This is a genomic window from Allobosea sp., assembly GCF_051860145.1.
Classification (GTDB): domain Bacteria; phylum Pseudomonadota; class Alphaproteobacteria; order Rhizobiales; family Beijerinckiaceae; genus Allobosea.
In genome coordinates this window covers 304715-324641 of the sequence record NZ_JBHYEM010000002.1, presented here as the reverse complement: position 1 = coordinate 324641, position 19927 = coordinate 304715, and the positions used below count along the sequence as shown (strand labels likewise).

At 67.4% G+C, this 19927-nt stretch carries 21 protein-coding genes; 19 read left to right on the top strand and 2 right to left on the bottom strand.

The annotated features are described in order from the left end of the window. Positions 1 to 61 precede the first annotated feature (61 nt). Positions 62 to 841 (bottom strand): sulfite exporter TauE/SafE family protein, encoded by a 780-nt coding sequence (locus ACTIF2_RS04765; protein WP_439495893.1) that lies wholly within the window; start codon positions 839 to 841, stop codon positions 62 to 64. A 144-nt stretch (positions 842 to 985) separates the two neighbouring features. On the opposite strand from ACTIF2_RS04765, the gene ruvC reads away from it, so the two are divergent. The 5 genes from ruvC to ACTIF2_RS04740 all read left to right on the top strand — a co-directional run bounded on the left by ruvC (position 986) and on the right by ACTIF2_RS04740 (position 4357). Further along, entirely contained in the window at positions 986 to 1501 is a 516-nt protein-coding gene (gene ruvC / locus ACTIF2_RS04760; protein WP_439495892.1) for a crossover junction endodeoxyribonuclease RuvC, read from the top strand. Between the two features lie 37 nt (positions 1502 to 1538). Further along, entirely contained in the window at positions 1539 to 2156 is a 618-nt protein-coding gene (gene ruvA, locus ACTIF2_RS04755) for a Holliday junction branch migration protein RuvA (RefSeq protein WP_439495891.1), read from the top strand. Next, positions 2153 to 2641, top strand: coding sequence for a GNAT family N-acetyltransferase (locus ACTIF2_RS04750; RefSeq protein WP_439495890.1), 489 nt, complete (start codon positions 2153 to 2155; stop codon positions 2639 to 2641). Before ruvA ends, ACTIF2_RS04750 begins: the two co-directional genes overlap by 4 nt. After that, positions 2638 to 3681 (top strand): Holliday junction branch migration DNA helicase RuvB, encoded by a 1044-nt coding sequence (gene ruvB, locus ACTIF2_RS04745; protein ID WP_439495889.1) that lies wholly within the window; start codon positions 2638 to 2640, stop codon positions 3679 to 3681. Before ACTIF2_RS04750 ends, ruvB begins: the two co-directional genes overlap by 4 nt. A gap of 106 nt (positions 3682 to 3787) precedes the next feature. Further along, a complete protein-coding gene (locus ACTIF2_RS04740; protein WP_439495888.1) occupies positions 3788 to 4357 on the top strand; it encodes a DUF3828 domain-containing protein in 570 nt (189 codons plus the stop codon). A gap of 3 nt (positions 4358 to 4360) precedes the next feature. On the opposite strand, the gene ACTIF2_RS04735 is transcribed toward ACTIF2_RS04740, so the two are convergent. Next, positions 4361 to 4873: a hypothetical protein gene (locus ACTIF2_RS04735; protein WP_439495887.1), complete on the bottom strand. Its 513-nt coding sequence runs from the start codon at positions 4871 to 4873 to the stop codon at positions 4361 to 4363. A gap of 239 nt (positions 4874 to 5112) precedes the next feature. Here ACTIF2_RS04735 and ybgC point away from each other — a divergent pair, with 239 nt between their 5' ends. The 14 genes from ybgC to ACTIF2_RS04665 all read left to right on the top strand — a co-directional run bounded on the left by ybgC (position 5113) and on the right by ACTIF2_RS04665 (position 19865). Next, positions 5113 to 5520, top strand: coding sequence for a tol-pal system-associated acyl-CoA thioesterase (ybgC, locus tag ACTIF2_RS04730; protein WP_439495886.1), 408 nt, complete (start codon positions 5113 to 5115; stop codon positions 5518 to 5520). A gap of 48 nt (positions 5521 to 5568) precedes the next feature. After that, complete coding sequence (locus ACTIF2_RS04725; protein WP_439495885.1) at positions 5569 to 6216, top strand: TetR/AcrR family transcriptional regulator; 648 nt, start codon at positions 5569 to 5571, stop codon at positions 6214 to 6216. Positions 6217 to 6344: 128 nt separating this feature from the next. Beyond that, positions 6345 to 6818 carry a DUF2852 domain-containing protein gene (locus ACTIF2_RS04720; protein WP_439495884.1) on the top strand — a complete coding sequence of 158 codons (474 nt, stop codon included), beginning with the start codon at positions 6345 to 6347 and terminating at the stop codon, positions 6816 to 6818. Between the two features lie 420 nt (positions 6819 to 7238). Then, positions 7239 to 7949: a protein TolQ gene (gene tolQ / locus ACTIF2_RS04715; RefSeq protein ID WP_439495883.1), complete on the top strand. Its 711-nt coding sequence runs from the start codon at positions 7239 to 7241 to the stop codon at positions 7947 to 7949. 11 nt (positions 7950 to 7960) lie between these two features. Beyond that, positions 7961 to 8407 (top strand): protein TolR, encoded by a 447-nt coding sequence (tolR, locus tag ACTIF2_RS04710; RefSeq protein WP_439495882.1) that lies wholly within the window; start codon positions 7961 to 7963, stop codon positions 8405 to 8407. 79 nt (positions 8408 to 8486) lie between these two features. After that, positions 8487 to 9635, top strand: a complete 1149-nt coding sequence (tolA, locus tag ACTIF2_RS04705) for a cell envelope integrity protein TolA (protein WP_439495881.1) — start codon at positions 8487 to 8489, stop codon at positions 9633 to 9635. Positions 9636 to 9688: 53 nt separating this feature from the next. Beyond that, on the top strand, positions 9689 to 10999 hold the full coding sequence (gene tolB, locus ACTIF2_RS04700) for a Tol-Pal system beta propeller repeat protein TolB (protein ID WP_439496069.1): 1311 nt from the start codon (positions 9689 to 9691) through the stop codon (positions 10997 to 10999). 182 nt (positions 11000 to 11181) lie between these two features. Continuing rightward, entirely contained in the window at positions 11182 to 11685 is a 504-nt protein-coding gene (gene pal, locus ACTIF2_RS04695) for a peptidoglycan-associated lipoprotein Pal (protein WP_439495880.1), read from the top strand. Between the two features lie 139 nt (positions 11686 to 11824). Continuing rightward, on the top strand, positions 11825 to 12757 hold the full coding sequence (gene ybgF / locus ACTIF2_RS04690; RefSeq protein ID WP_439495879.1) for a tol-pal system protein YbgF: 933 nt from the start codon (positions 11825 to 11827) through the stop codon (positions 12755 to 12757). Beyond that, positions 12754 to 13809: a tRNA lysidine(34) synthetase TilS gene (tilS, locus tag ACTIF2_RS04685; RefSeq protein WP_439495878.1), complete on the top strand. Its 1056-nt coding sequence runs from the start codon at positions 12754 to 12756 to the stop codon at positions 13807 to 13809. The genes ybgF and tilS overlap by 4 nt, the downstream gene beginning before the upstream one ends. Before the next feature lie 110 nt (positions 13810 to 13919). Further along, positions 13920 to 15845, top strand: a complete 1926-nt coding sequence (ftsH, locus tag ACTIF2_RS04680; protein WP_439495877.1) for an ATP-dependent zinc metalloprotease FtsH — start codon at positions 13920 to 13922, stop codon at positions 15843 to 15845. Positions 15846 to 16189: 344 nt separating this feature from the next. Continuing rightward, positions 16190 to 17533 carry a phosphoglucosamine mutase gene (gene glmM / locus ACTIF2_RS04675; protein ID WP_439495876.1) on the top strand — a complete coding sequence of 448 codons (1344 nt, stop codon included), beginning with the start codon at positions 16190 to 16192 and terminating at the stop codon, positions 17531 to 17533. A gap of 222 nt (positions 17534 to 17755) precedes the next feature. Further along, on the top strand, positions 17756 to 18640 hold the full coding sequence (locus ACTIF2_RS04670; RefSeq protein ID WP_439495875.1) for an outer membrane protein: 885 nt from the start codon (positions 17756 to 17758) through the stop codon (positions 18638 to 18640). A 328-nt stretch (positions 18641 to 18968) separates the two neighbouring features. Next, a complete protein-coding gene (locus ACTIF2_RS04665) occupies positions 18969 to 19865 on the top strand; it encodes a transporter (protein ID WP_439495874.1) in 897 nt (298 codons plus the stop codon). Positions 19866 to 19927: the final 62 nt, after the last annotated feature.

Sequence of the window (19927 nt, the reverse complement as noted above, 5' to 3'; positions counted from 1 at the left end):
GGGAGCCTTGGCGTTTGCGAGATTCTCGGGCCTGCGCTGCGCTCCGCCCGGGTATGACGGCTTATCTCCCCAGCAACCCATCCCAGAGCGGCAGGCTGATCAGGGCGCTGAGGAAAATCACCAGATAGGCGATCCGGCGGAAGGTCTGCTCGGAGGCGATCCGGAAGGCGTGGGTGCCGACCCAGAGGCCAGCCCCGTAGATCGCGAAAAGCGGCAGCGCCATCATGAGCGAGGCCGCGGTGATGATGCTCTTCAGCCAGAGCAATGTGCCGCTGACGACCGTCGACAAGCCGAAATAGGTCTGCAGGTTGGCGCGGGCCTTGTGCCGATCGTTGCGCTGGGCCCCGAGCCAGAACACCGCCAGCGGCATGCCGCCGATGCTGGAGAGCCCGTTGAACAGGCCCGAGAGCGCGCCGACGCCGAGCGAGAGCGGCAGGCCGGGCTTGCCGTGATAGCGCCAGCCCGAGGCCATCAGGCTGACGGCGGCCAGGACGAGCAGGGCGACGATCCAGCGCATGGTCCTCGGTTCGAGCCAGGTCAGCAGCCAGAGCCCGAGCGGCAGGGTCACTGTGGCCGCAATCAGCAGGGGGATGACTTCGCTCCACTCGGCGCGCTTGGCCGAGCGGGCGGCGATCGGCAGCGCGAAGGGCAGGTCGATCACCCAGATCAGCCCGAGCGCCGCGACCGGGCCGAGCACCAGGCTCGCCAGTGGCATGAAGACCATGGCGAAGCCGAAGCCGGTGAAGCCGCGCACCAGCCCGCCGAGCAGGGTGGCGCCGAGCAGCGTGGCGATGCTTGATGCAGTCAGGCCGGGGAAGAGCAGGGCGAGGATGTCGGCCATCGAACCAGTCGGGCGGAGAATAATCTCCTCACCAACGGGAAAGACGCAATGCGATCAACCCCCGTTGTTGTGATGGCATCGATGAGCGGGGGACATCGGTCGGGCGATGAGGACAAATCCTGCCCACAGGTTAGGGTACAAACCATGACCATCCCGATTCGCATCCTCGGTCTCGATCCCGGTTTGAGGAAGACCGGCTGGGGCATCGTCGTCAGCGAGGGCACGAAGCTCTCCTTCGTCGCCTGCGGCTGCATCGAGAGCGACGAGAAGCGCCCGCTGGCCGAGCGGCTGATGCAGTTGCACGAGGGCATCGCCGGGGTGATCGCGTCCTTCGCGCCGGACGAGGCGGCGGTCGAGGAGACCTTCGTCAACCGCGATCCGCAATCGGCGCTGAAGCTCGGCCAGGCGCGCGGCATCGCGCTGGTGGTGCCGGCGATCGCTGGCCTCAGCGTCGGCGAATATGCCGCCAACCTGGTCAAGAAGACGGTGGTCGGCGTCGGCCATGCCGACAAGAAGCAGGTGCAGGCGATGATCCGGGTGCTGCTGCCGAAGGCGGAGGCGAAGAGTGCCGACGCGGCAGATGCGCTGGCGGTCGCGATCTGCCACGCGCAGCACCGCGGCATCAGGACGCTGGCGGCGCAGATGCGGGCGGTCTCGTGACCGGCTACGGGTTGGGCATGACGGGGCGGCGAGGACGATGATCGGCAAGCTCAAAGGGCTGATCGATTCCTATGGCGAGGATCATGTCATCCTCGACGTGCAGGGCGTCGGCTATGTCGTGCAATGCTCGGCGCGGACCTTGCAGCGGCTGCCGAAGCCCGGCGAGGCGGCGGCGCTCGCGATCGAGACCCATGTCCGCGAGGATGCGATCCGGCTCTACGGCTTCCTCTCCGACAATGAGCGCGACTGGTTCCGGCTGATGCAGGTGGTGCAGGGCGTCGGCGCCAAGGTGGCGCTCGCCATCCTGTCGACGCTGGAGCCCGGCGCGCTGGCCACCGCGATCGCGACCAACGACAAGGCGGCGGTAGCGCGTGCGCCCGGCGTCGGGCCCAAGCTGGCGCAGCGGCTCTGCGCCGAGCTCAAGGACAAGGCGCCGGCCTTCGGCCATATCGACCCCGGCGTGGCGCAGCTCGCCGGCGCGCTGGAGGACCGCAAGCTGCCGCAGCCGGTGGCGGACGCGGTCTCGGCGCTGAGCAATCTCGGCTATCCCCAGGCGCAGGCCGTGGCGGCCGTGGCAGCAGCGGCGAGGGAGGCGGGAGAGGGGGCCGGCACGGCGCAGCTCATCAAGCTGGGGCTGAAGGAGCTGGCGAAGTGAAGGTGGTGGATGAACTCATCCTGCGCGAGGTCGAGGATAAATCCGAGCTGCTGGCGGTGATGATGCGGGCCTGGGGCTCGCACAGGATGATGATCGGAATCCACACCTATGACTGCGCCGAGATCGACGCGCTCGGCTTGTACACGGCAAGCGGCGAGACCGTGGCGCTGGCGAGCTGGACGATGCGCGGCGACACGGCGCTGCTCTGCGCGCTGCATGCGCTGAGGCCGGGCCAGGGCGCGGCCATAGAGCTGCTCGAAGCGGTCAAGTCGGCGGCCAGGGCGAAAGGCGCGGTCAGGCTGCGGGCCATGCTGACCAACGACAACATGCCGGGGCTCGGCTTCTATCAGAAATGCGGCTTCCGCTTTTCGGGGCTTTATGTCGAGGCCATCGACGCCTATCGCTCCGTGGTCCCGACCATCATCAAGACGGGCTATCAGGACATCCCCGTGCGCGACGCGCTCGAACTGGAGATCGCATTGTGAGTGAGCCGCGCCGTCTCGTGACCGGCGAACGCCGCGACGACGACAGCGAGACCTCGCTGCGGCCGCTTTCGCTCGCCGATTTCACCGGCCAGGCGGCGGCGCGCGCCAATCTGCAGGTCTTCATCAATGCGGCCCGCACCCGCGGCGATGCGCTCGACCATGTCCTCTTCGTCGGGCCTCCGGGCTTGGGCAAGACGACGCTGGCGCAGATCGTGGCGCGCGAGCTCGGCGTCAATTTCCGCTCGACCTCGGGGCCGGTCATCGCCAAGGCCGGCGACCTGGCGGCGCAGCTCACCAATCTCGAGGAGCGCGACGTGCTCTTCATCGACGAGATCCACCGGCTCAACCCGGCGGTGGAGGAGATCCTCTACCCGGCGATGGAGGATTACCAGCTCGACCTGATCATCGGCGAGGGGCCGGCGGCGCGCTCGGTCAAGATCGACCTGCCCAAGTTCACGCTGGTCGGCGCGACGACGCGGGCCGGGCTGCTGACCACGCCGCTGCGCGACCGGTTCGGCATTCCGATCCGGCTGCAATTCTACACGGTCGAGGAGCTGCAGGGCATCGTCGCGCGCGGGGCGCGGGTGCTCGGCGTCGCCATGTCCGAGGACGGCGCCAACGAGATCGCGCGCCGGTCGCGGGGGACGCCGCGCATCGCCGGGCGCCTGCTGCGGCGGGTGCGCGACTTCGCCATCGTCGATGGCGACCCGCAGGTGACGCGTGCCGTCGCCGACAAGGCCCTCGGCCTGCTCGATGTCGACGCGATCGGCCTCGACCAGATGGACCGGCGTTATCTCACCACGGTGGCGATCAATTTCGGCGGCGGGCCGGTCGGGATCGAGACGATCGCCGCCTCGCTGTCGGAACCGCGCGATGCGATCGAGGAGATCATCGAGCCCTTCCTGCTGCAGCAGGGCTTCATCCAGCGCACGCCGCGCGGCCGCCTGCTGACGCCGCACGCCTTCCGCCATCTCGGCATGCCGGAACCGAGCCGGGACAGCTCGCAGTTCGGGCTGTTCGCGGACGAGGACGAGGAGTGAAGCGGGCAAACCCGATCTGAGGCCTCCTGCATTCGGAGGATGCGGGCGAGAGCTGTTCATGTCTTTCATGCCGCAGCGGGTTCTCCGCGCTGACGGGGATGCGAGCATGCGAATCACCATCTGGGCCCGATCGATCTGGCGGGATGCGCCGACCCTGTTGGCGGCGGCAGGATGGCTGGTGTTTTCAGCGGGCGTGTTGCAGGCGGCGGAAGCCGGCCCGGATGCGACGGTCAAGGCCGCCTATGCCGCCACGATCCGCAGCCTCGCGAGCACGGGCCCCAAGGCCGCGCCGCCGCCCTGGCAGCCGCCGCATCGCGACAGGCTGATGAGCAAGGACCTCGCCGCGCTGTTCGCGCGCGACGACCTCTATCAGGACGAGAGCGGCGAGATCGGCCATCTCGGCGCCGATCCGTTCATCAGTGGCCAGGACGGTGAGGTGAAAAGCCTGCGCGTCGTGGTGACGGAGGCGCCGGCCGCGGGCCGGGCGCTGGTGACCGCCAGCTTCCTGAGCTTCAGGCAGCGGGTGAGCGTGCGCTTCCGCATGGTCGAGGAGGGCGGAAGCTGGCGGATCGACGACATCGTCAACCGTGTCGAGGGCAAGGACTACGCGGTCCGGGAGGCGCTGTCGCAGCCCTATGAATGCGGTTCCTTCATGAAGAAGCCCTGCCAGCGCTGAGCCTCAGCGACGCGCGAATTTCGCGCGCTGCATCGCCGGCCGCGCGCCGGCATGGTCGAGCGCGCCGGACTTGCCGCCTCTCTCCGTCGGCACATTGGCCATGCCCTCCTTCGCGGTCCGGCTCCTGGGCGGCTTCGTTTGCGCCGTCTCGCGCTGCTTCAGCGCCAGCGCCTTTCGCGCGAGCGAGCGCTGGCTTGGGGCGCGCTGCTTTTCCTCCCGGCGCGTCCGCTCCGCACCGACCCGCTTCAGCGCGGCGGTCAGCGCATCGCCCTTCGCCTTGGTGCCGAGATTGTCCGAGGCCGGCTTGGCGCCTTGCGGAGCCGCCTTGCCGCGCATCTCGCGCTTCTGCTGACGGGCGATGCCGCGGGCCCGGTCACGCCGCTCGCGCAGCTTGGCGGCGAGGTCGCGCAACGCGCTGTCGCTCGCCTTGCCCAGCGCCTCGCCCCGGGTCGCGGCGACGAGGTCGCGCTCGGCGGTGTCGAGCAACCGGTCAAGGGCTTTGTTCGATTGCGCCATGAGAATCTCCTTCCAGCGTTGAACGTCGAAAGGGCAACCGGCCGGGCCGGGCTTCGTTCCCCTGCGCGGCCTTTGCGACTGCGCGGCATTTGGTCATCGGCAAAGCCGGGCGGGACCATTGTCGAGATAAAAGCGGTCGGCATGGGCGGCGTGTAGTCCGGCCCGGGCACGACGCTGCGGTTGTTCCCTCCGGCCGGACAAGGCTAAAGGACGCGGAACGATCGCAGCGAAAGAGCGTCATGAGCGCCGCCCATCATTTGCCCGTCCGCGTCTATTACGAAGACACCGATTTTTCCGGCGTGGTCTATCACGCCTCCTATCTGCGCTTCATGGAGCGCGGCCGCACCGAATTGATTCGGGCGCTCGGCATCGAGCAGCGCGAGCTGTTCGACGGTGATGCGGCGCTCGGCTTCGCGGTGCGCCGCATGACGATCGATTTCCTGAAGCCCGCGGTGATGGACGACATGCTGACGGTCGAGACCGTGGCGACCGCGGCGCGCGGCGCGACCATGGACATCGCCCAGCGCGTGCTGCGCGGCGAGGAGGTGCTGATCACGGCGGCGGTCATGGTCGCCTGCGTCGGCGGCGGCCGGGCGCGCCGCATCCCCGACACGCTGCGTCGGCGACTCGGGCTGGAGATCGTCTGAACCGCGCTGGCATCGACGCTGATCCATGCCCATGTTAGGGGCCTTAACATGAGCTGGAAACGCGACAATCCCGGGCAGCCGCGCGGCTACCACCATGGCAACCTCAAGGAAGCCCTGGTGCGCGCCGCGCTCGGCCTGATCGGCGAGAAGGGGCCGAACGGCTTCACCTTCGCCGAGGCGGCCCGCATGGCCGGCGTCAGCCCGGCCGCGCCCTACCGGCATTACCGCGACCGCGACGAGCTCCTGGCCGATGTCGCGGCCCGCGGCTTCGCCGCCTTCGAGGCGGCGCTGGCCAAGGCCTGGGACAGCGGCAAGCCGGATGCCGAGACGGCGTTCCATCGACTGGGCCGGGCCTATCTCGCCTTCGCCCATGACGAGCCCGCCTTCTATTCGGCGATGTTCGAGGCCGGGGTGCCGCTCGATGCGAGCCCGGAATTGCGCGCGGCTGCCGACCGCTCTTTCCAGTCGCTGCGCCACGCCGCCGAGACGCTGATCGCCGATCTGCCGCAATCGAAGCGCCCGCCGGCCCTGATGATGGCGCTGCATATCTGGGCGATGTCGCATGGCGTCGCGGCGCTGTTCGGCCGGGCCGATGGCGGCCGGCGCAGCTTGCCGATGTCGGCGGCGGATCTGCTCGAGGCCGGGATGCTGATCTATCTCAAGGGCCTGGGACTGCCGCACGACAAGGCCGGCTGAGGCCTGGGCGGAAATTTGCGGAGAAAATTTGCGGCCGCCGTCTTGAAAGGATTGGCAGGCACGGCCAGATATGTAAATGTGATTTACATTCACACGGTCGGCATAAGCCGGCCGAGGGTTGGCCGGCAATGATCGTCGTCATTGCCATTCAGTTTCGAGAGGGATCGATGCCGATCGTTGCCAAGCTTGATGAATACGGAAAAGGGGCCTGGCTCGCCTTCGCGGTGCTCGGCTTCATCGTCTGGTGGCCGCTGGGTCTGGCGACCCTGGTCTTTCTGTTCGGGAGTGGACGTATGGGACATGGTTGTGGACATGAGCGCTACGAGCACCGGATGACCCGGCTGCAGTCCAAGATGGAACGCCTGCGCGAGCGGATGGGCGGCGGCCAGCCCTGGGGTTCCGGTGGCGGCTGGGGCCGTGGACCGTCGAGCGGCAACCACGCCTTCGACGAGTATCGCACTGAGACGCTGCGCCGGCTGGAAGAGGAGCAGCGCGAGTTCCAGGACTTCCTGGGCAAGCTGCGCATGGCCAAGGACAAGGCCGAGTTCGACCAGTTCATGTCCCAGCGCCGGGATGGCGGGGAGCCCGCGCCCAGCGCCTGACCATCCTATCAGTCGAATCGATCGCAGCCCGCCTCGCAAGAGGCGGGCTGTTTGCATTTGCGGATGTTGCCGGAAGGTCACATCCGCCGGCCGAAGCGCGCCGTGGTGGGTCCGGGACGCAGCGATAAGACTGAAGCGGCCTGGAAGCGATCGCCCCGATTCCGCCGGTAAAACAGCGTCAACCGCGCATTAACCTTGCTGGGTGCTTAACTCATTGCGCAAGAGTCGTTGATGCAGAAAACCCCGGATGCGCCCATCTTTCGCCGGATTCAAAAGCAATTGACAGGAACGGCATGTTCCCCAGATCGCGAAAACGATGGTGGCGCGAGGTATTCGTGGCCGCGGTCATCGGTTTGGCCGGCGGGAGAATGGATCAGCAGCGCCAGGTTCGCGCTGACCGGCTGACGGAAGGATGACAGGATGAACCCCGCCGAGGTCGCGCAGGTCGCGCCGCAGATCGATATGTCGTTCTGGACGCTGTTCTGGAACGCGCACATCGTCGTCAAACTGGTGATGATGGGCCTGATCGCCGCGTCGATCTGGTGCTGGGCGATCATCATCGACAAGACTTTGCTCTACCGCCGCACCCGGCGCGACATGGACGCCTTCGAGGAGGTGTTCTGGTCGGGACGTTCGCTCGAGGAGCTCTATCGCGACCTCGCGAGCCGGCCGGTCGCCGACATGGCCGCGGTCTTCGTCGCGGCGATGCGCGAGTGGAAGCGCTCCTTCGAGAATGGCGGGCGCTCCGTCGCCAGCCTGTCGCAGCGCATCGACAAGGTGCTCGACGTCACCATCCAGCGCGAGACCGAGCGCCTCGAATCGAAGCTGCTGGTGCTCTCGACGATCGCCTCGGCCGCGCCCTTCATCGGCCTGTTCGGCACGGTCTGGGGCATCATGCATTCCTTCACCGCGATCGCGGTCTCCAAGAATTCCTCGCTCGCCGTGGTTGCGCCCGGCATCGCCGAGGCACTGTTCGCCACCGCGATCGGCCTGTTCGCCGCGATTCCGGCGCTGATGGCCTACAACAAGCTGCAGGCCGAGGTCGCCAGGGCGCAGAACCGGCTCGAGGCCTTCGCCGACGAGTTCTCCGCGATCCTGTCGCGGCAGATCGACGAACGGCTGGCGGCGTGAGGAGCTGAGGCATGGGCATGTCCGCAGCAGCCGGCAAATCCGGCGGACGACGGGGTCGCCGCGGCCGCCGTCACGGCGCGATCGCCGAGATCAACATGACGCCGTTCATCGACGTCATGCTGGTGTTGCTGATCATCTTCATGGTCGCGGCGCCACTGATCGCGACCGGCGTGCCGATCGACCTGCCGCAGACCGGCGCCAAGCCGATCAATGTCGACCAGAAGCCGATCACGATCGCGATCGACGGCAAGGGCCAGATCTTCCTGCAGGATCAGGCGACGCTGGAGCCGGATCTGGTGACGAAACTGCACAATATCGCCAAGCAGGGCTTCGACGAGCGCATCTATGTGCGTGGCGACCGGCAGGTCGATTACGGCCGGGTCGCCTCGGTGATGTCGACCATCACCTCGGCGGGCTTCAAGCGTGTCGCGCTCGTGACAGAGCCGGCCACGCGCTGAAGCGATTGGTAGGCAAGGGCATCGAGGCGTGAAGCTTTCCACCTCCGAACCGGGAATGGCGGTATCAGCGCTGGGCCACGTGACGTTTCTCGTCGCGGGGCTGCTGGCGTTTTCGTCGCCTACGCCCCTGCCGGAGAACGAGGAGGCCATCGCCGTCGAGATCGTCGATCCGAGCGCCCTGAACCAGGTCACGCGCGGCGAGCGCAAGGCCGAGAAGGTGCAGGAGCAGCCGGTCCAGCGGGCCGAGCGCCAGTCCGAGGTCGTCGAGCGCAAGGAAGAGGGCGAGGAGAAGCAGGACACGCCGGCGCCGCCGACGCGGCCCGCCGAGTTGAAGACGGCCGACGACAACGCCTCGGCGCCGATGCCGCCGGCCCGGCCGGCGCTGCAGCCGCCCGAGCCGAAGCCGCCCGAGCCGGCCAAGCCCGTGCAGAGCGCGCAGGCCCCGGCCGAGGCGAAGCCCGATCTGCGCCGCGAGGAGCTCGCCAGGCTGGCCGCGGAGGCCGAGCTCGCCTCCAAGGCGAAGCAGGCTGAGGAAGAGGCCAAGGCGGCGGCCAAGGAAAAGTCCGAAGCCGAGGCGCAGGCGCGCGCCGAAGCCGCGGCGAAGGCCAAGGCCAAGGCGGAAGCGCAGGCCAAGGCCGAGGCAGAGCAGGCCGCGAAGGAAAAGGCCGAAGCCATCGCCAAGGCCAAGGCGGAAGCCGATGCCAAGGCCAAGGTCGCCGCTGCCGCCAAGGCCAAGGCCGAAGCGGAGGCCAAGGCCAAGCGCGAGGCCGAGATCGCCAAGAACTTCAACGCCAACGACATCGCCAAGCTGCTGCAGTCGAAGGAGCCCGCCCGCTCCTCGGGAGCGTCCGCGCCTCAGGTGAACCGCACCGCCTCGCTCGGCACCGAGCGCGGCTCGGCCCAGAAGCTCAGCCCGTCGCTGCGCGCCCAGCTCGTCGGCATCATCCAGGACCAGCTCCTGAAATGCTGGAACGTGCCGATCGGCCTCGCCAATGCGAAGGGCGCGGTCGTGCCCTCGGTGCGCATGAAGCTGAACAATGACGGTTCGCTGGCGGGCCAGCCCGGCGTGATCAACTCCTCGTCCGACCCGCTTTTCCGGGTCGCGGCCGATTCGGCTCTCACCGCGACGCGACGCTGCTCGCCTTTGCGCATTCCCGCGCAATTCGCCGCATATTATGACGACTGGCGCGACGTCGTCGTCAATTTCGACGCAAGGGACGTATTGTGACCCTCATCCATCGCACCCCCAAGATCGATGCCGCCGCTGGAGCCCGTACGGGCCTGACGCGCCGCGGCGCCCTGACACTCGGCGGTTCGGCACTGGCCCTGCCGCTGCTGGTTCCAGCCGCTGCGCGCGCCGAACTGGTGATCGACCTGCGCAAGGGCACGTTCCAGCCGATGCCGATCGCGGTCGCCGATTTTGCCGGCGAGGGCGGCGTGCTGGTCTCCGGCGTCATCACCAACAATCTCAAGCGCTCGGGCTATTTCCTGCCGATCGACAAGGCGCGGTTTCCCGACCGGAGCCCGCCTTTCGACGCGGCCCCGCAATTCGAGGCCTGGAAGGCCGCCGGCGTGCAGGGGCTGGTGGTCGGGCGCGTCGCACGCGAGGGCGGGCGACTGCGGGCCGAGTTCCGTCTCTGGGACGTCGTCACCGGCGAGCAGACCGACGGCCAGCAATATTACACCGACCCGAACAACAACCGACGCGTCGGCCATATCATCTCGGACGCGATCTATACCAAGATCACCGGCGTCGGCGGCTTCTTCGACACCCGCGTCGTCTTCGTCGACGAATCCGGCCCGAAGGAGCATCGGCGCAAGCGTCTCGCCATCATGGACCAGGACGGCGCCAATGTGCGCTACCTGACCAGCGGCGAGGTCTCGGTGGTGACGCCGCGCTATTCTCCCGTGGCGCAGGAAGTCACCTATATGGCGCAGCGCTCGGGCGAACAGCCGCGCGTCCATGTGCTCAACATCGAGACCGGCCAGCGCCAGATCGTCGGCAATTTCCCGGACATGACCTCGAGCCCGCGCTTCTCGCCGAACGGCGCCAAGATCGCGCTCAGCCTGCAGCAGGGCGGCAACGCCAATCTCTACACGATGGATATCGGCTCGCGCACCACGACGCGGCTGACCTCGACGGCCGCGATCGACACCTCGCCCTCCTTTTCGCCCGACGGGACGCAGATGGCGTTCGAGAGTGACCGGGGCGGCTCGCAGCAACTCTACGTCATGGGTGCGGGCGGCGGCGAAGGCAGGCGCATCTCCTTCGGGCAAGGCTCCTATTCGCAGCCGTCCTGGTCGCCGCGCGGCGACCTGATTGCCTTCACCCGGCAGGGCGGCGGCGGCTTCGCCATCGGCGTGATGCGGCCGGACGGCTCGGGCGAGCGCATCCTGACCGAAGGATTCCACAACGAGGCGCCGAACTGGGCGCCGAACGGCCAGTACATCATGTTCTTCCGGGATCCCGGCGGCCAATCGGGCGGCAAGCTTTACATGGTCGACATCACCGGGCGCGTCGAGGTGCCGGTGCCGACGCCGGCCTTCGCCTCGGACCCGACATGGTCGCCCCTGCTGACCACCGGCCGCTGATGCAACGGCGCAACACCGGCCGGAATGCTGCCTTTCGTCGCAATTGGTTAACCATGCGCCGCAATGCCGCCACTTCGCCTTGTTTTGGCAAGGTCTCGTTTAGGTTGACACATCATTGATGGGGCGGAGTTTCACCGCTTCCTGATTGCGGACCCGCCTTTAGACCCGCCCGGAGAACAGACATGCTGCTTGCTTCGCTCGCCAGCCCGCGCACCGCGCGTTTCGCCATCGCCATCGCAGCCACGCTCGCGCTCGGCGCCTGCGCCAAGGACCAGACCGCCGAGGGCGGCTTCGGCGCCGGCGGCGCGGCGACCCCAGGCAGCGCCCAGGATTTCGTCGTCAATGTCGGCGACCGCGTCTTTTTCGAGACGGATTCGACCGATCTGACCCAGACCGCGGTCGCGACGCTCGACAAGCAGTCGGGCTGGCTCTCGCGCTATCCGCGCTACACCTTCACGATCGAAGGCCATGCCGACGAGCGCGGCACCCGCGAGTACAATTTCTCGCTCAGCGCCCGGCGCGCCCAGACCGTGCGCGACTACCTGACCTCGCGCGGCATCCAGGGCAACCGCATGCGCGTCGTCTCCTATGGCAAGGAGCGCCCGGTCGCGGTCTGCAACGACATCTCGTGCTGGTCGCAGAACCGCCGCGGCGTGACGGTGCTCGACGGCGCCGGCGGCGTCTGAGGCTCCGGCTCCTGAAATCTGCCGAGGCCGGCGCTTTCCGTACGGAAGCGCCGGCCTTTTCATATTTTGGCCGTGGTGACAGCGTGTGATAACGCCTCATGCCGGGAGCAAGTCGGTTATAATGATGGTTCGCTATACTATGTCTTTTCGTTCGTGGCTGTTGGCGGCTTGCGCCGTCGGCCTGCTCGCGACCGCCGCGATGCCGGCGGCCGCGCAGGATGCGGCCGAGCTCACCGTTCGCACGGGGCGCCTCGAGAATCAGGTCCGGCAGCTGTCCGGCCAGATCGAGCAGCTCCAGTTCGAGAACCGCAGGCTGACCGAGCAGCTGCGCAAGTTCCAGGAGGATGTCGATTTCAGGCTGAACGAACGCGGTGGTGGCGGCACCGCGCCGCGCCCTAGCAATGCCGCGCCCGGGACGACGGCCCTGCCGCCGGCGGGTGGCGGCCAGCCTCAGACGCAGCCCGGCCGTCAGCGCCGAGGCGATGCCTTCGACCCCTCCGCGGATCCCAGGGCCGCGGGCGCGCCACGCTCCCTGGGCGGCGGCGTCGAGGGCATCATCGAGGACGAGTTCTCCGGCGGCCAGGGGCCGCTCGACCTTCAGGGCGTCGGCCGGCAGGTGCCGCAAGGCGCCTTGCCGTCAGGCGGTCCGCGCAGCGGGCCGAGCGTCGCCGCGACCGGCGCTGCACCCAGCGCGCGCGAGGCCTATGACACCGCCTATGCCTATGTCCTGCGCAAGGAATACGAGCAGGCCGAAATGGGCTTCCGGCAGTTCCTGCAAAGCTATCCGCGCGACCGACTCGCCGCCGACGCGACCTTCTGGCTGGGCGAGAGCTATTTCCAGCGCCAGCGCTATCGCGAGGCGGCCGAGCAGTTCCTGAAGATCTCGCGCGACTTCCCGCGCGCCGGCAAGGCGCCCGACAGCATGCTCAAGCTCGGCATGTCGCTGAACGGCCTGGGCGCGCGCGATCAGGCCTGCGCCACCTACGCCAAGCTCGGCCAGGATTACCCCTCGGCCTCGAACGCCGTCCGGCAGGGCGTCGAGCGCGAGCGCCGCCGCGCCCGCTGCGCTTGAACGCGCCAGCCGTCAGCATTCCAGAGCCAGCGCCGGTCTCGGCGGACGAGGCAGATGCGCTCTTCGCCGGACTGGCCGCGGAGCGGGGCCTCCTCGTCGCCGTCTCGGGCGGCCCGGATTCGATCGCGCTTCTGGCCTTGCTGTCCGATTGGGCCCATCAGCCCGGCCGGCCTGCCCTGCACGCCGCCATCGTCGATCATGGCCTTCGGGAAGGCTCACATGCCGAGGCCGAAGCCGTCGCCCGGCTTTGCGCAGCCCTGGCCGTCCCGCATGCGATCCTGCATTGGCTGGGCCCCAAGCCCGCCGCCGGCATCCAGAAGCAGGCGCGCGAGGCGCGCTATGACCTCCTGGCGGCGCATGCGCTGAAACTCGGTGGCGCGACATTGGTGACGGCGCACACGCTGGACGACCAGGCCGAGACAATGCTGATGCGGATGGCGCGTGGCTCCGGTCCGACCGGGCTTGCCGGGATGCGGTCGCGGGTGCGCAAGCGGGACGTCATGCTGGCGCGCCCCTTGCTCGCGGTTCCGAAGTCGCGGCTGACCGCGACGGCAAAGGCCCGCGGCCTGGCCTTCGCGAGCGATCCCAGCAATGCCGATCTGCGTTTCGGCAGAGCGCGCTGGCGGGCGCTGATGCCGGCGCTGGCGGAGGAGGGGCTGGATGCCGAGCGCCTCGCCGCGCTGGCGGAGCGCCTGGCGCGCGTTGACGCGGCCATCGAGCACAGGGCCGCCGAACTGCTCCCTGCGATCCTGCTTGCCGGCGAGGGTGCCGGCACGACCAGGCTGCGCTTCGGCGATCTCGCCGGGCAGCCCGAGGAGATCGTCCTGCGCGTCGTCTCGCGGGCGCTGGAGCGCGCGGGCGCGGCGAGCGATGACCTGCCGCGGCTCGAGCGACTCGAGGCCTGTGTTTTCGCCTTGCTGGAGGCCGTTCGCCGTGGCGCGGCCTTGACCCGGACATTATCGGGATATGTTCTGACGCTCGGCGTCGATGGCATCCTGAGGCTCGCGCCGGAGCCGGCGCGCAGGCGCGGCGTTCACCCTGCGTCGCGATGAGCATGGTTATCCTGCGCTGTTCCCTTGGCAACGGCCCTGGCCGCCCCTAGATTAACGCCTGAAACCCTTGGCCTTCTCCGGTTGGACCGGGCGGCCCGATCGGACAGAGAATGAATCCGAATTTCCGCAATTTCGCCCTCTGGGTGGTGATCTTCCTGCTGGTCCTGGCGCTCGTCACGCTGTTCCAGAGCCCGAGCCAGCGCGCCAGCACCAACGAGATCCCCTACAGCCAGCTCATCAACGAGTCGGAAGCCGGCCGGATTTCCAACGTCGTGGTCGCCGGCCAGGAGATTTCGGGCACATTCTCGGACGGTCGCGCCTTCGTGACCTATGCGCCCTATGGCGATCCGGCGCTGCTGAAGACGCTGGCGCAGAAGGGCGTGCAGGTTTCGGCCCGCGCTCCGTCGGAAGGCACGCCATGGTTCATGGCGCTGCTCGTCAATTCGCTGCCCTTCGTCATCTTCATCGGCCTGTGGATCTTCATGTCCCGGCAGATGCAGAACGGCGCGGGCCGGGCGATGGGCTTCGGCAAGTCCAAGGCCAAGCTCCTGACCGAGGCGCATGGCCGCGTCACCTTCGAGGATGTCGCGGGCATCGACGAGGCCAAGGAGGACCTGCAGGAGATCGTCGAGTTCCTGCGCGATCCGCAGAAGTTCCAGCGCCTCGGCGGCCGCATTCCGCGCGGCGTGCTGCTGGTCGGCCCTCCGGGCACCGGCAAGACGCTGACGGCGCGCGCCGTCGCCGGCGAGGCCAACGTGCCGTTCTTCACCATTTCGGGTTCGGACTTCGTCGAGATGTTCGTCGGCGTCGGCGCCAGCCGCGTCCGCGACATGTTCGAGCAGGCCAAGAAGAATGCGCCCTGCATCATCTTCATCGACGAGATCGACGCTGTCGGCCGCCATCGCGGCGCCGGCCTCGGCGGCGGCAATGACGAGCGCGAGCAGACCCTGAACCAGCTCCTCGTCGAGATGGACGGGTTCGAGGCCAACGAGGGCGTGATCATCATCGCCGCCACGAACCGTCCCGACGTGCTCGATCCGGCGCTGCTGCGTCCCGGCCGCTTCGACCGCCAGATCGTCGTGCCCAATCCGGACGTCGCCGGCCGCGAGAAGATCCTGCGCGTCCATGTCCGCAAGGTGCCGATGGCGCCGGATGTCGATCTCAAGATTCTCGCCCGCGGCACGCCAGGATTTTCCGGCGCCGACCTGATGAACCTCGTCAACGAGGCGGCCCTGCTCGCGGCCCGCCGCGGCAAGCGCATGGTCACCCATGCCGAGTTCGAGGATGCCAAGGACAAGGTCATGATGGGCGCCGAGCGCAAATCCATGGCGATGTCCGAGGAGGAGAAGAAGCTGACCGCCTATCACGAGGCCGGTCATGCGATCGTCGGGCTCTATGTTCCCGCCGGCATCCCGGTCCACAAGGCGACGATCATCCCGCGCGGCCGTGCGCTCGGCATGGTCAAGTTCCTGCCGGAGGGCGACCGCTACTCGATGAAGTTCAAGGAGTTCACCTCGCAGCTCGCCGTCGCCATGGGCGGCCGCGTCGCGGAGGAGATCACCTTCGGCAAGGAGAACATCACCTCGGGCGCCACCGGCGACATCCAGCAGGCGACCAAGATGGCCAAGGCCATGGTCACCCAGATGGGCTATTCCGACGAGCTCGGCCTCGTGGCCTATGGCGACAACCAGGAAGAGGTCTTCCTCGGCATGTCGATGGGCCGGCAGCAGAATGTCTCGGAAGCGACGGCCCAGAAAATCGACAGCGAGGTCCGCAAGCTGGTCCATCAGGGCTATCTGGACGCCACGAAGATCCTCAAGGACCATCATGACGAGTTCGTCCAGGTGGCCGAGGCGCTGCTCGAGTTCGAGACCCTGACCGGCGACGAGATCCGCGACCTGATCGCCGGCAAGCGGCCGTCGCGCGACCTCGACGACACGCCGTCCGCGCCGCGTGGCTCCGCCGTGCCGAGCGCCGGCCGCGGCCGCAAGCGCGACGAGCCGGATGCGGGCCTGGAGCCGCAGCCCCTGGCCTGAGACCGCTCGCGAATTCTACTGGCGTGGTCGCCTGACGCGACCGTCTGCGCTTCCGGTGCTCACGGACTCAAGTCCACTCCGCTCCGGTTCTCGACGATCACGCCAGCCGACTCACGCCAGCGAATTCTCAAACGGTCTCCAAGTGACGCTGCTCGGAGCGAATTGAAAAGGCGGCCAACCGGCCGCCTTTTTCTTATCGAAGTAGGGGCGCGGCGAGTTTCCTTCAGCCGCCATCAAGAAAGCATTCGTCACAAAACGTGAGAAGGCGGAAACCCATTTCCGCTATAGAAGCTCTCAATCGTTTGATTTTCGCGGGTGAGTTGCCCGTTCCTGGATCTGACCTCATGACGCGCAAACATTTCGGAACCGACGGCATCCGCGGCCGCGCCAACGGCGTGATCACGCCCGATCTGGCGCTGCGGGTCGGCCAGGCCACCGGCATCGCCTTCCGCCGCGGCGATTATCGCCACCGCGTGGTGATCGGCAAGGATACCCGGCTCTCGGGCTACATGATCGAGACGGCGCTGATCGCCGGCTTCACCTCGGTCGGCATGGACGTGATGCAGCTCGGCCCGATGCCGACGCCGGCTGTCGCGATGCTGACGCGCTCGATGCGCGCCGATCTCGGCGTGATGATCTCGGCCTCGCACAACCCTTACGAGGACAACGGCATCAAGCTGTTCGGCCCGGACGGCTACAAGCTCAGCGACGAGGTCGAGGAGACGATCTCGAAGCTGATCGATTCCAACCTGTCGGCGCATCTCTCGCCGTCGCCGATGCTCGGGCGCGCCAAGCGCATCGACAGCGCGCATGCCCGCTATATCGAGTTCGCCAAGCGCACCCTGCCGCGCAATATCAGCCTGGAAGGCCTGCGCATCGTGCTCGATTGCGCCAACGGCGCCGGCTACAAGGTCGCGCCGGAGGCGCTCTGGGAACTCGGCGCCGAGGTGATCACGATCGGCGTCGAGCCCGACGGCTTCAACATCAACAAGGATGTCGGCTCGACCAGGCCCGAGGCGGTCGCGCAGAAGGTGCGCGACCTGCGCGCCGATATCGGCATCGCGCTCGATGGCGACGCCGACCGGGTCCTGATCGTCGACGAGCAGGGCCAGGTCGTCGATGGCGACCAGCTCATGGCGGTGATCGCGCGCAGCTGGCAGGAGGATGGCCGCCTTTCGGCGCCCGGCATCGTGGCGACCGTAATGTCCAATCTCGGGTTGGAGCGCTATCTCGCCGGCCTCGGGCTGAGCCTGGCGCGCACGGCCGTGGGCGACCGCTACGTGCTCGAGCACATGCGGGCGAACGGCTTCAATCTCGGCGGCGAGCAATCCGGCCACATCATCCTCTCGGATTATGCGACGACCGGGGACGGGCTGGTCGCGGCGTTGCAGCTGCTTGCCGTGGTGAAGCGCATGGACAAGCCCGTCTCGGAGGTCTGCCACTGTTTCGAGCCGCTGCCGCAGATCCTCAAGAACGTGCGCTACAAGCAGGGCCAGCCGCTCAAGGAGAAGCCGGTCGTGAACGCGATCGAGGCGGCAAGGCAAATGCTGGGCGAAAGCGGACGGCTGGTGATCCGCCCCTCGGGCACCGAGCCGGTGATCCGGGTCATGGCCGAGGGCGACGACCGCGATCTCGTCATGCGTGCGGTCGACGACATTGTCGAGGCCGTGACCAAGGCCGCGGCCTGAGCGGCGGCCCCCGACCCGCCATTGCCGAACACGGACCATCTCGAAAGCCGGCGCGCAATCGCCAGCCTGATCGATTCGGCGCGAGCATTCGCATGATTGCGCAGGATTTCGTGGTTAAGCGGTAAGGTTAAGTCTCATTTAAGGAATTGCTGGCACCGTCCTTCCCGTCGGTAACTCGCGCGGGCTGCGTTTTCGCCCTGTGCAAACTCGAAGGACACTGCCATGGGCAGCCTGAAAACTCTTGCGCTGGCGGGCGCCGTGGCCTTCGGCATGCCCGCGATCGCCTCGGCCGCCGATCTCGGCCCGGGCCTGCCGCCGCCGCCTCCCGAGCCAATCGCCCTCAAGGGCACGATCGGCCATGGCTGGTATCTGCGCGGCGATGTCGGCATCGGCTCGCAGAGCATCGACAAATACGAGCAGGCGGACGTCACCGCCTTCGGCGGCAAGTTCTTCGGCAAGACCGAGGAACAGGCCTTCTTCGGCGGCATCGGCGCCGGCTATCGCTTCAACAACTGGTTCCGTGTCGACGTCACCGGCGAATATCGCGGCAGCACCTCGATCGGCGTCAACGACATCGTCTTCAATCCGTTCATCAACGGCAACCAGACCAACACCTACAAGGGCAACATGTCCTCGATGGTGGCGCTGTTCAACGCCTATGTCGATCTCGGCACCTGGAACTGCCTGACGCCTTATCTCGGCGCCGGTATCGGTGTCGCGCGCAACCGCATCAGCGGCGTCACCGACCAGGGCGTGCTCTTCGTCAACGAGCCGGTCGGGCCGGTGGTGTCGACGCTGGGTACCGCCAGCAGCGGCTCCAAGACGGGCCTCGCCTGGGCGCTCATGGCCGGCGTTGGCTACGAGGTGAACAAGAACCTGACGCTCGAGGCGGGCTATCGCTATCTCAATCTCGGCGATGCGCAGTCCGGCCGCCTGGTCAACGCCTTCACCGGCCAGGCCCAGGCGCCGCTCAAGGCCAAGGATATCGAGAGCCACGATTTCAAGATCGGCATGCGCTGGAACTTCGGCGATCCCGATTGCTGCGGCCCGGTCGAGCGGGCGCCGGTGGCCTATGCGCCGGCACCGCACGTGATCCGCAAGTACTGAACGGTTTTCCAGCCTCGACGACGATTTTGACGGCGCGGTCGAAAGACCGCGCCGTTCGTTTGAGCCGTGCCGTATAGGGGTAAGCACAAAGGTGGTGCGCCCCGCTCTGATCATCGAGCGCTACTATTTCGCGGCGACGCCGCGCCGCGTCTTGCCGCTCGAAATCTTGCCGCTCGAAATCGCGGCAACGAACGGATCGCTTCAATGCGCCCGGCCTAAGTTACCTTAGGTTAAGTTCGCCGTTAGAGATCGATCGGCACAGCACAATCTGTTCATGGGCACTTAAGCGGCTCCCTGCTTGGCTGACGGCAGCAAGGGGGATTTCCGCATGATGCTTAGCCGCTTGGCCCGGTCGGCCTTGGTGCTCGCCGCGATCGCGCCGAGCTGGGGCGCTCCCGCCTCGGCGGCCGAGGCCGTGCCGCGGCCTGGCGCCACCTCGGTCTGTGATGGGGGAGATGACGCGCCGACTGACGCCTTCGGCTTCACCGACAGCTCGGGCATCGTCGATCTCGGCGGCGGCAGCCTTGGCCTGACGCTGGGTGGCAATGCTGGTGTTCGCGAGGGGCGCTCGCTCAACCGCGGCGCCACATTGCTCGGTTCCTATGGAATCCTGCCTTGCCTCGAGATCGGCGCCTCGCTGTTCGGCGGCACGACACGCTCGGTCATCGCCCGCGAGCGGCTCAAGGACAGGAGCCACGGCGCCGGCCTGGAAATGCGCTACCGCCTGCTCAATCACAGCCATCACGGTTTCGGCCTGACTTTCGGCATGGATGTCGGTGTCGAGCGCAACGACGACAGGCAGACCGGCCGCTTCGACAGCTACAACACCGGCTTCAAGGTGCTCGCCGACCGCGTCCTGATTCCGGAGACGCTCTACGCTGCCCTCAACCTCTCGCACAACATGATCTGGAACGGGACCGAGCCTTTCTCGCGCTCCTCGACCTTCGCGGTCGGTGCGGCCCTGGCCTGGCAGTTCGCCGACGGCATCTACCTCAGTGGCGAGGTCCGGCATCTGCGGCAGCAGAATTCACTCGGCTTCGGCAACCATGCCGGCCACGCCACCTTCGTGGGGCCCGGCCTCTATTGGCAGGCGACCGAGCGGCTGGCGCTGTCCATCGCCTACAATGTCCAGGTCACAGGCCATGAGCGTGGCCGCCGCGGCCCGCTCGACCTGACCAATTTCAGCCGCCATCTCGTTCAAGTCGATATCGGCTGGAGTTTCTAGGCGCCTCCGAGCGGTTATGTTGACTTCGGACTCCTTGCCGCTCTAAATCGGAGAATAATACT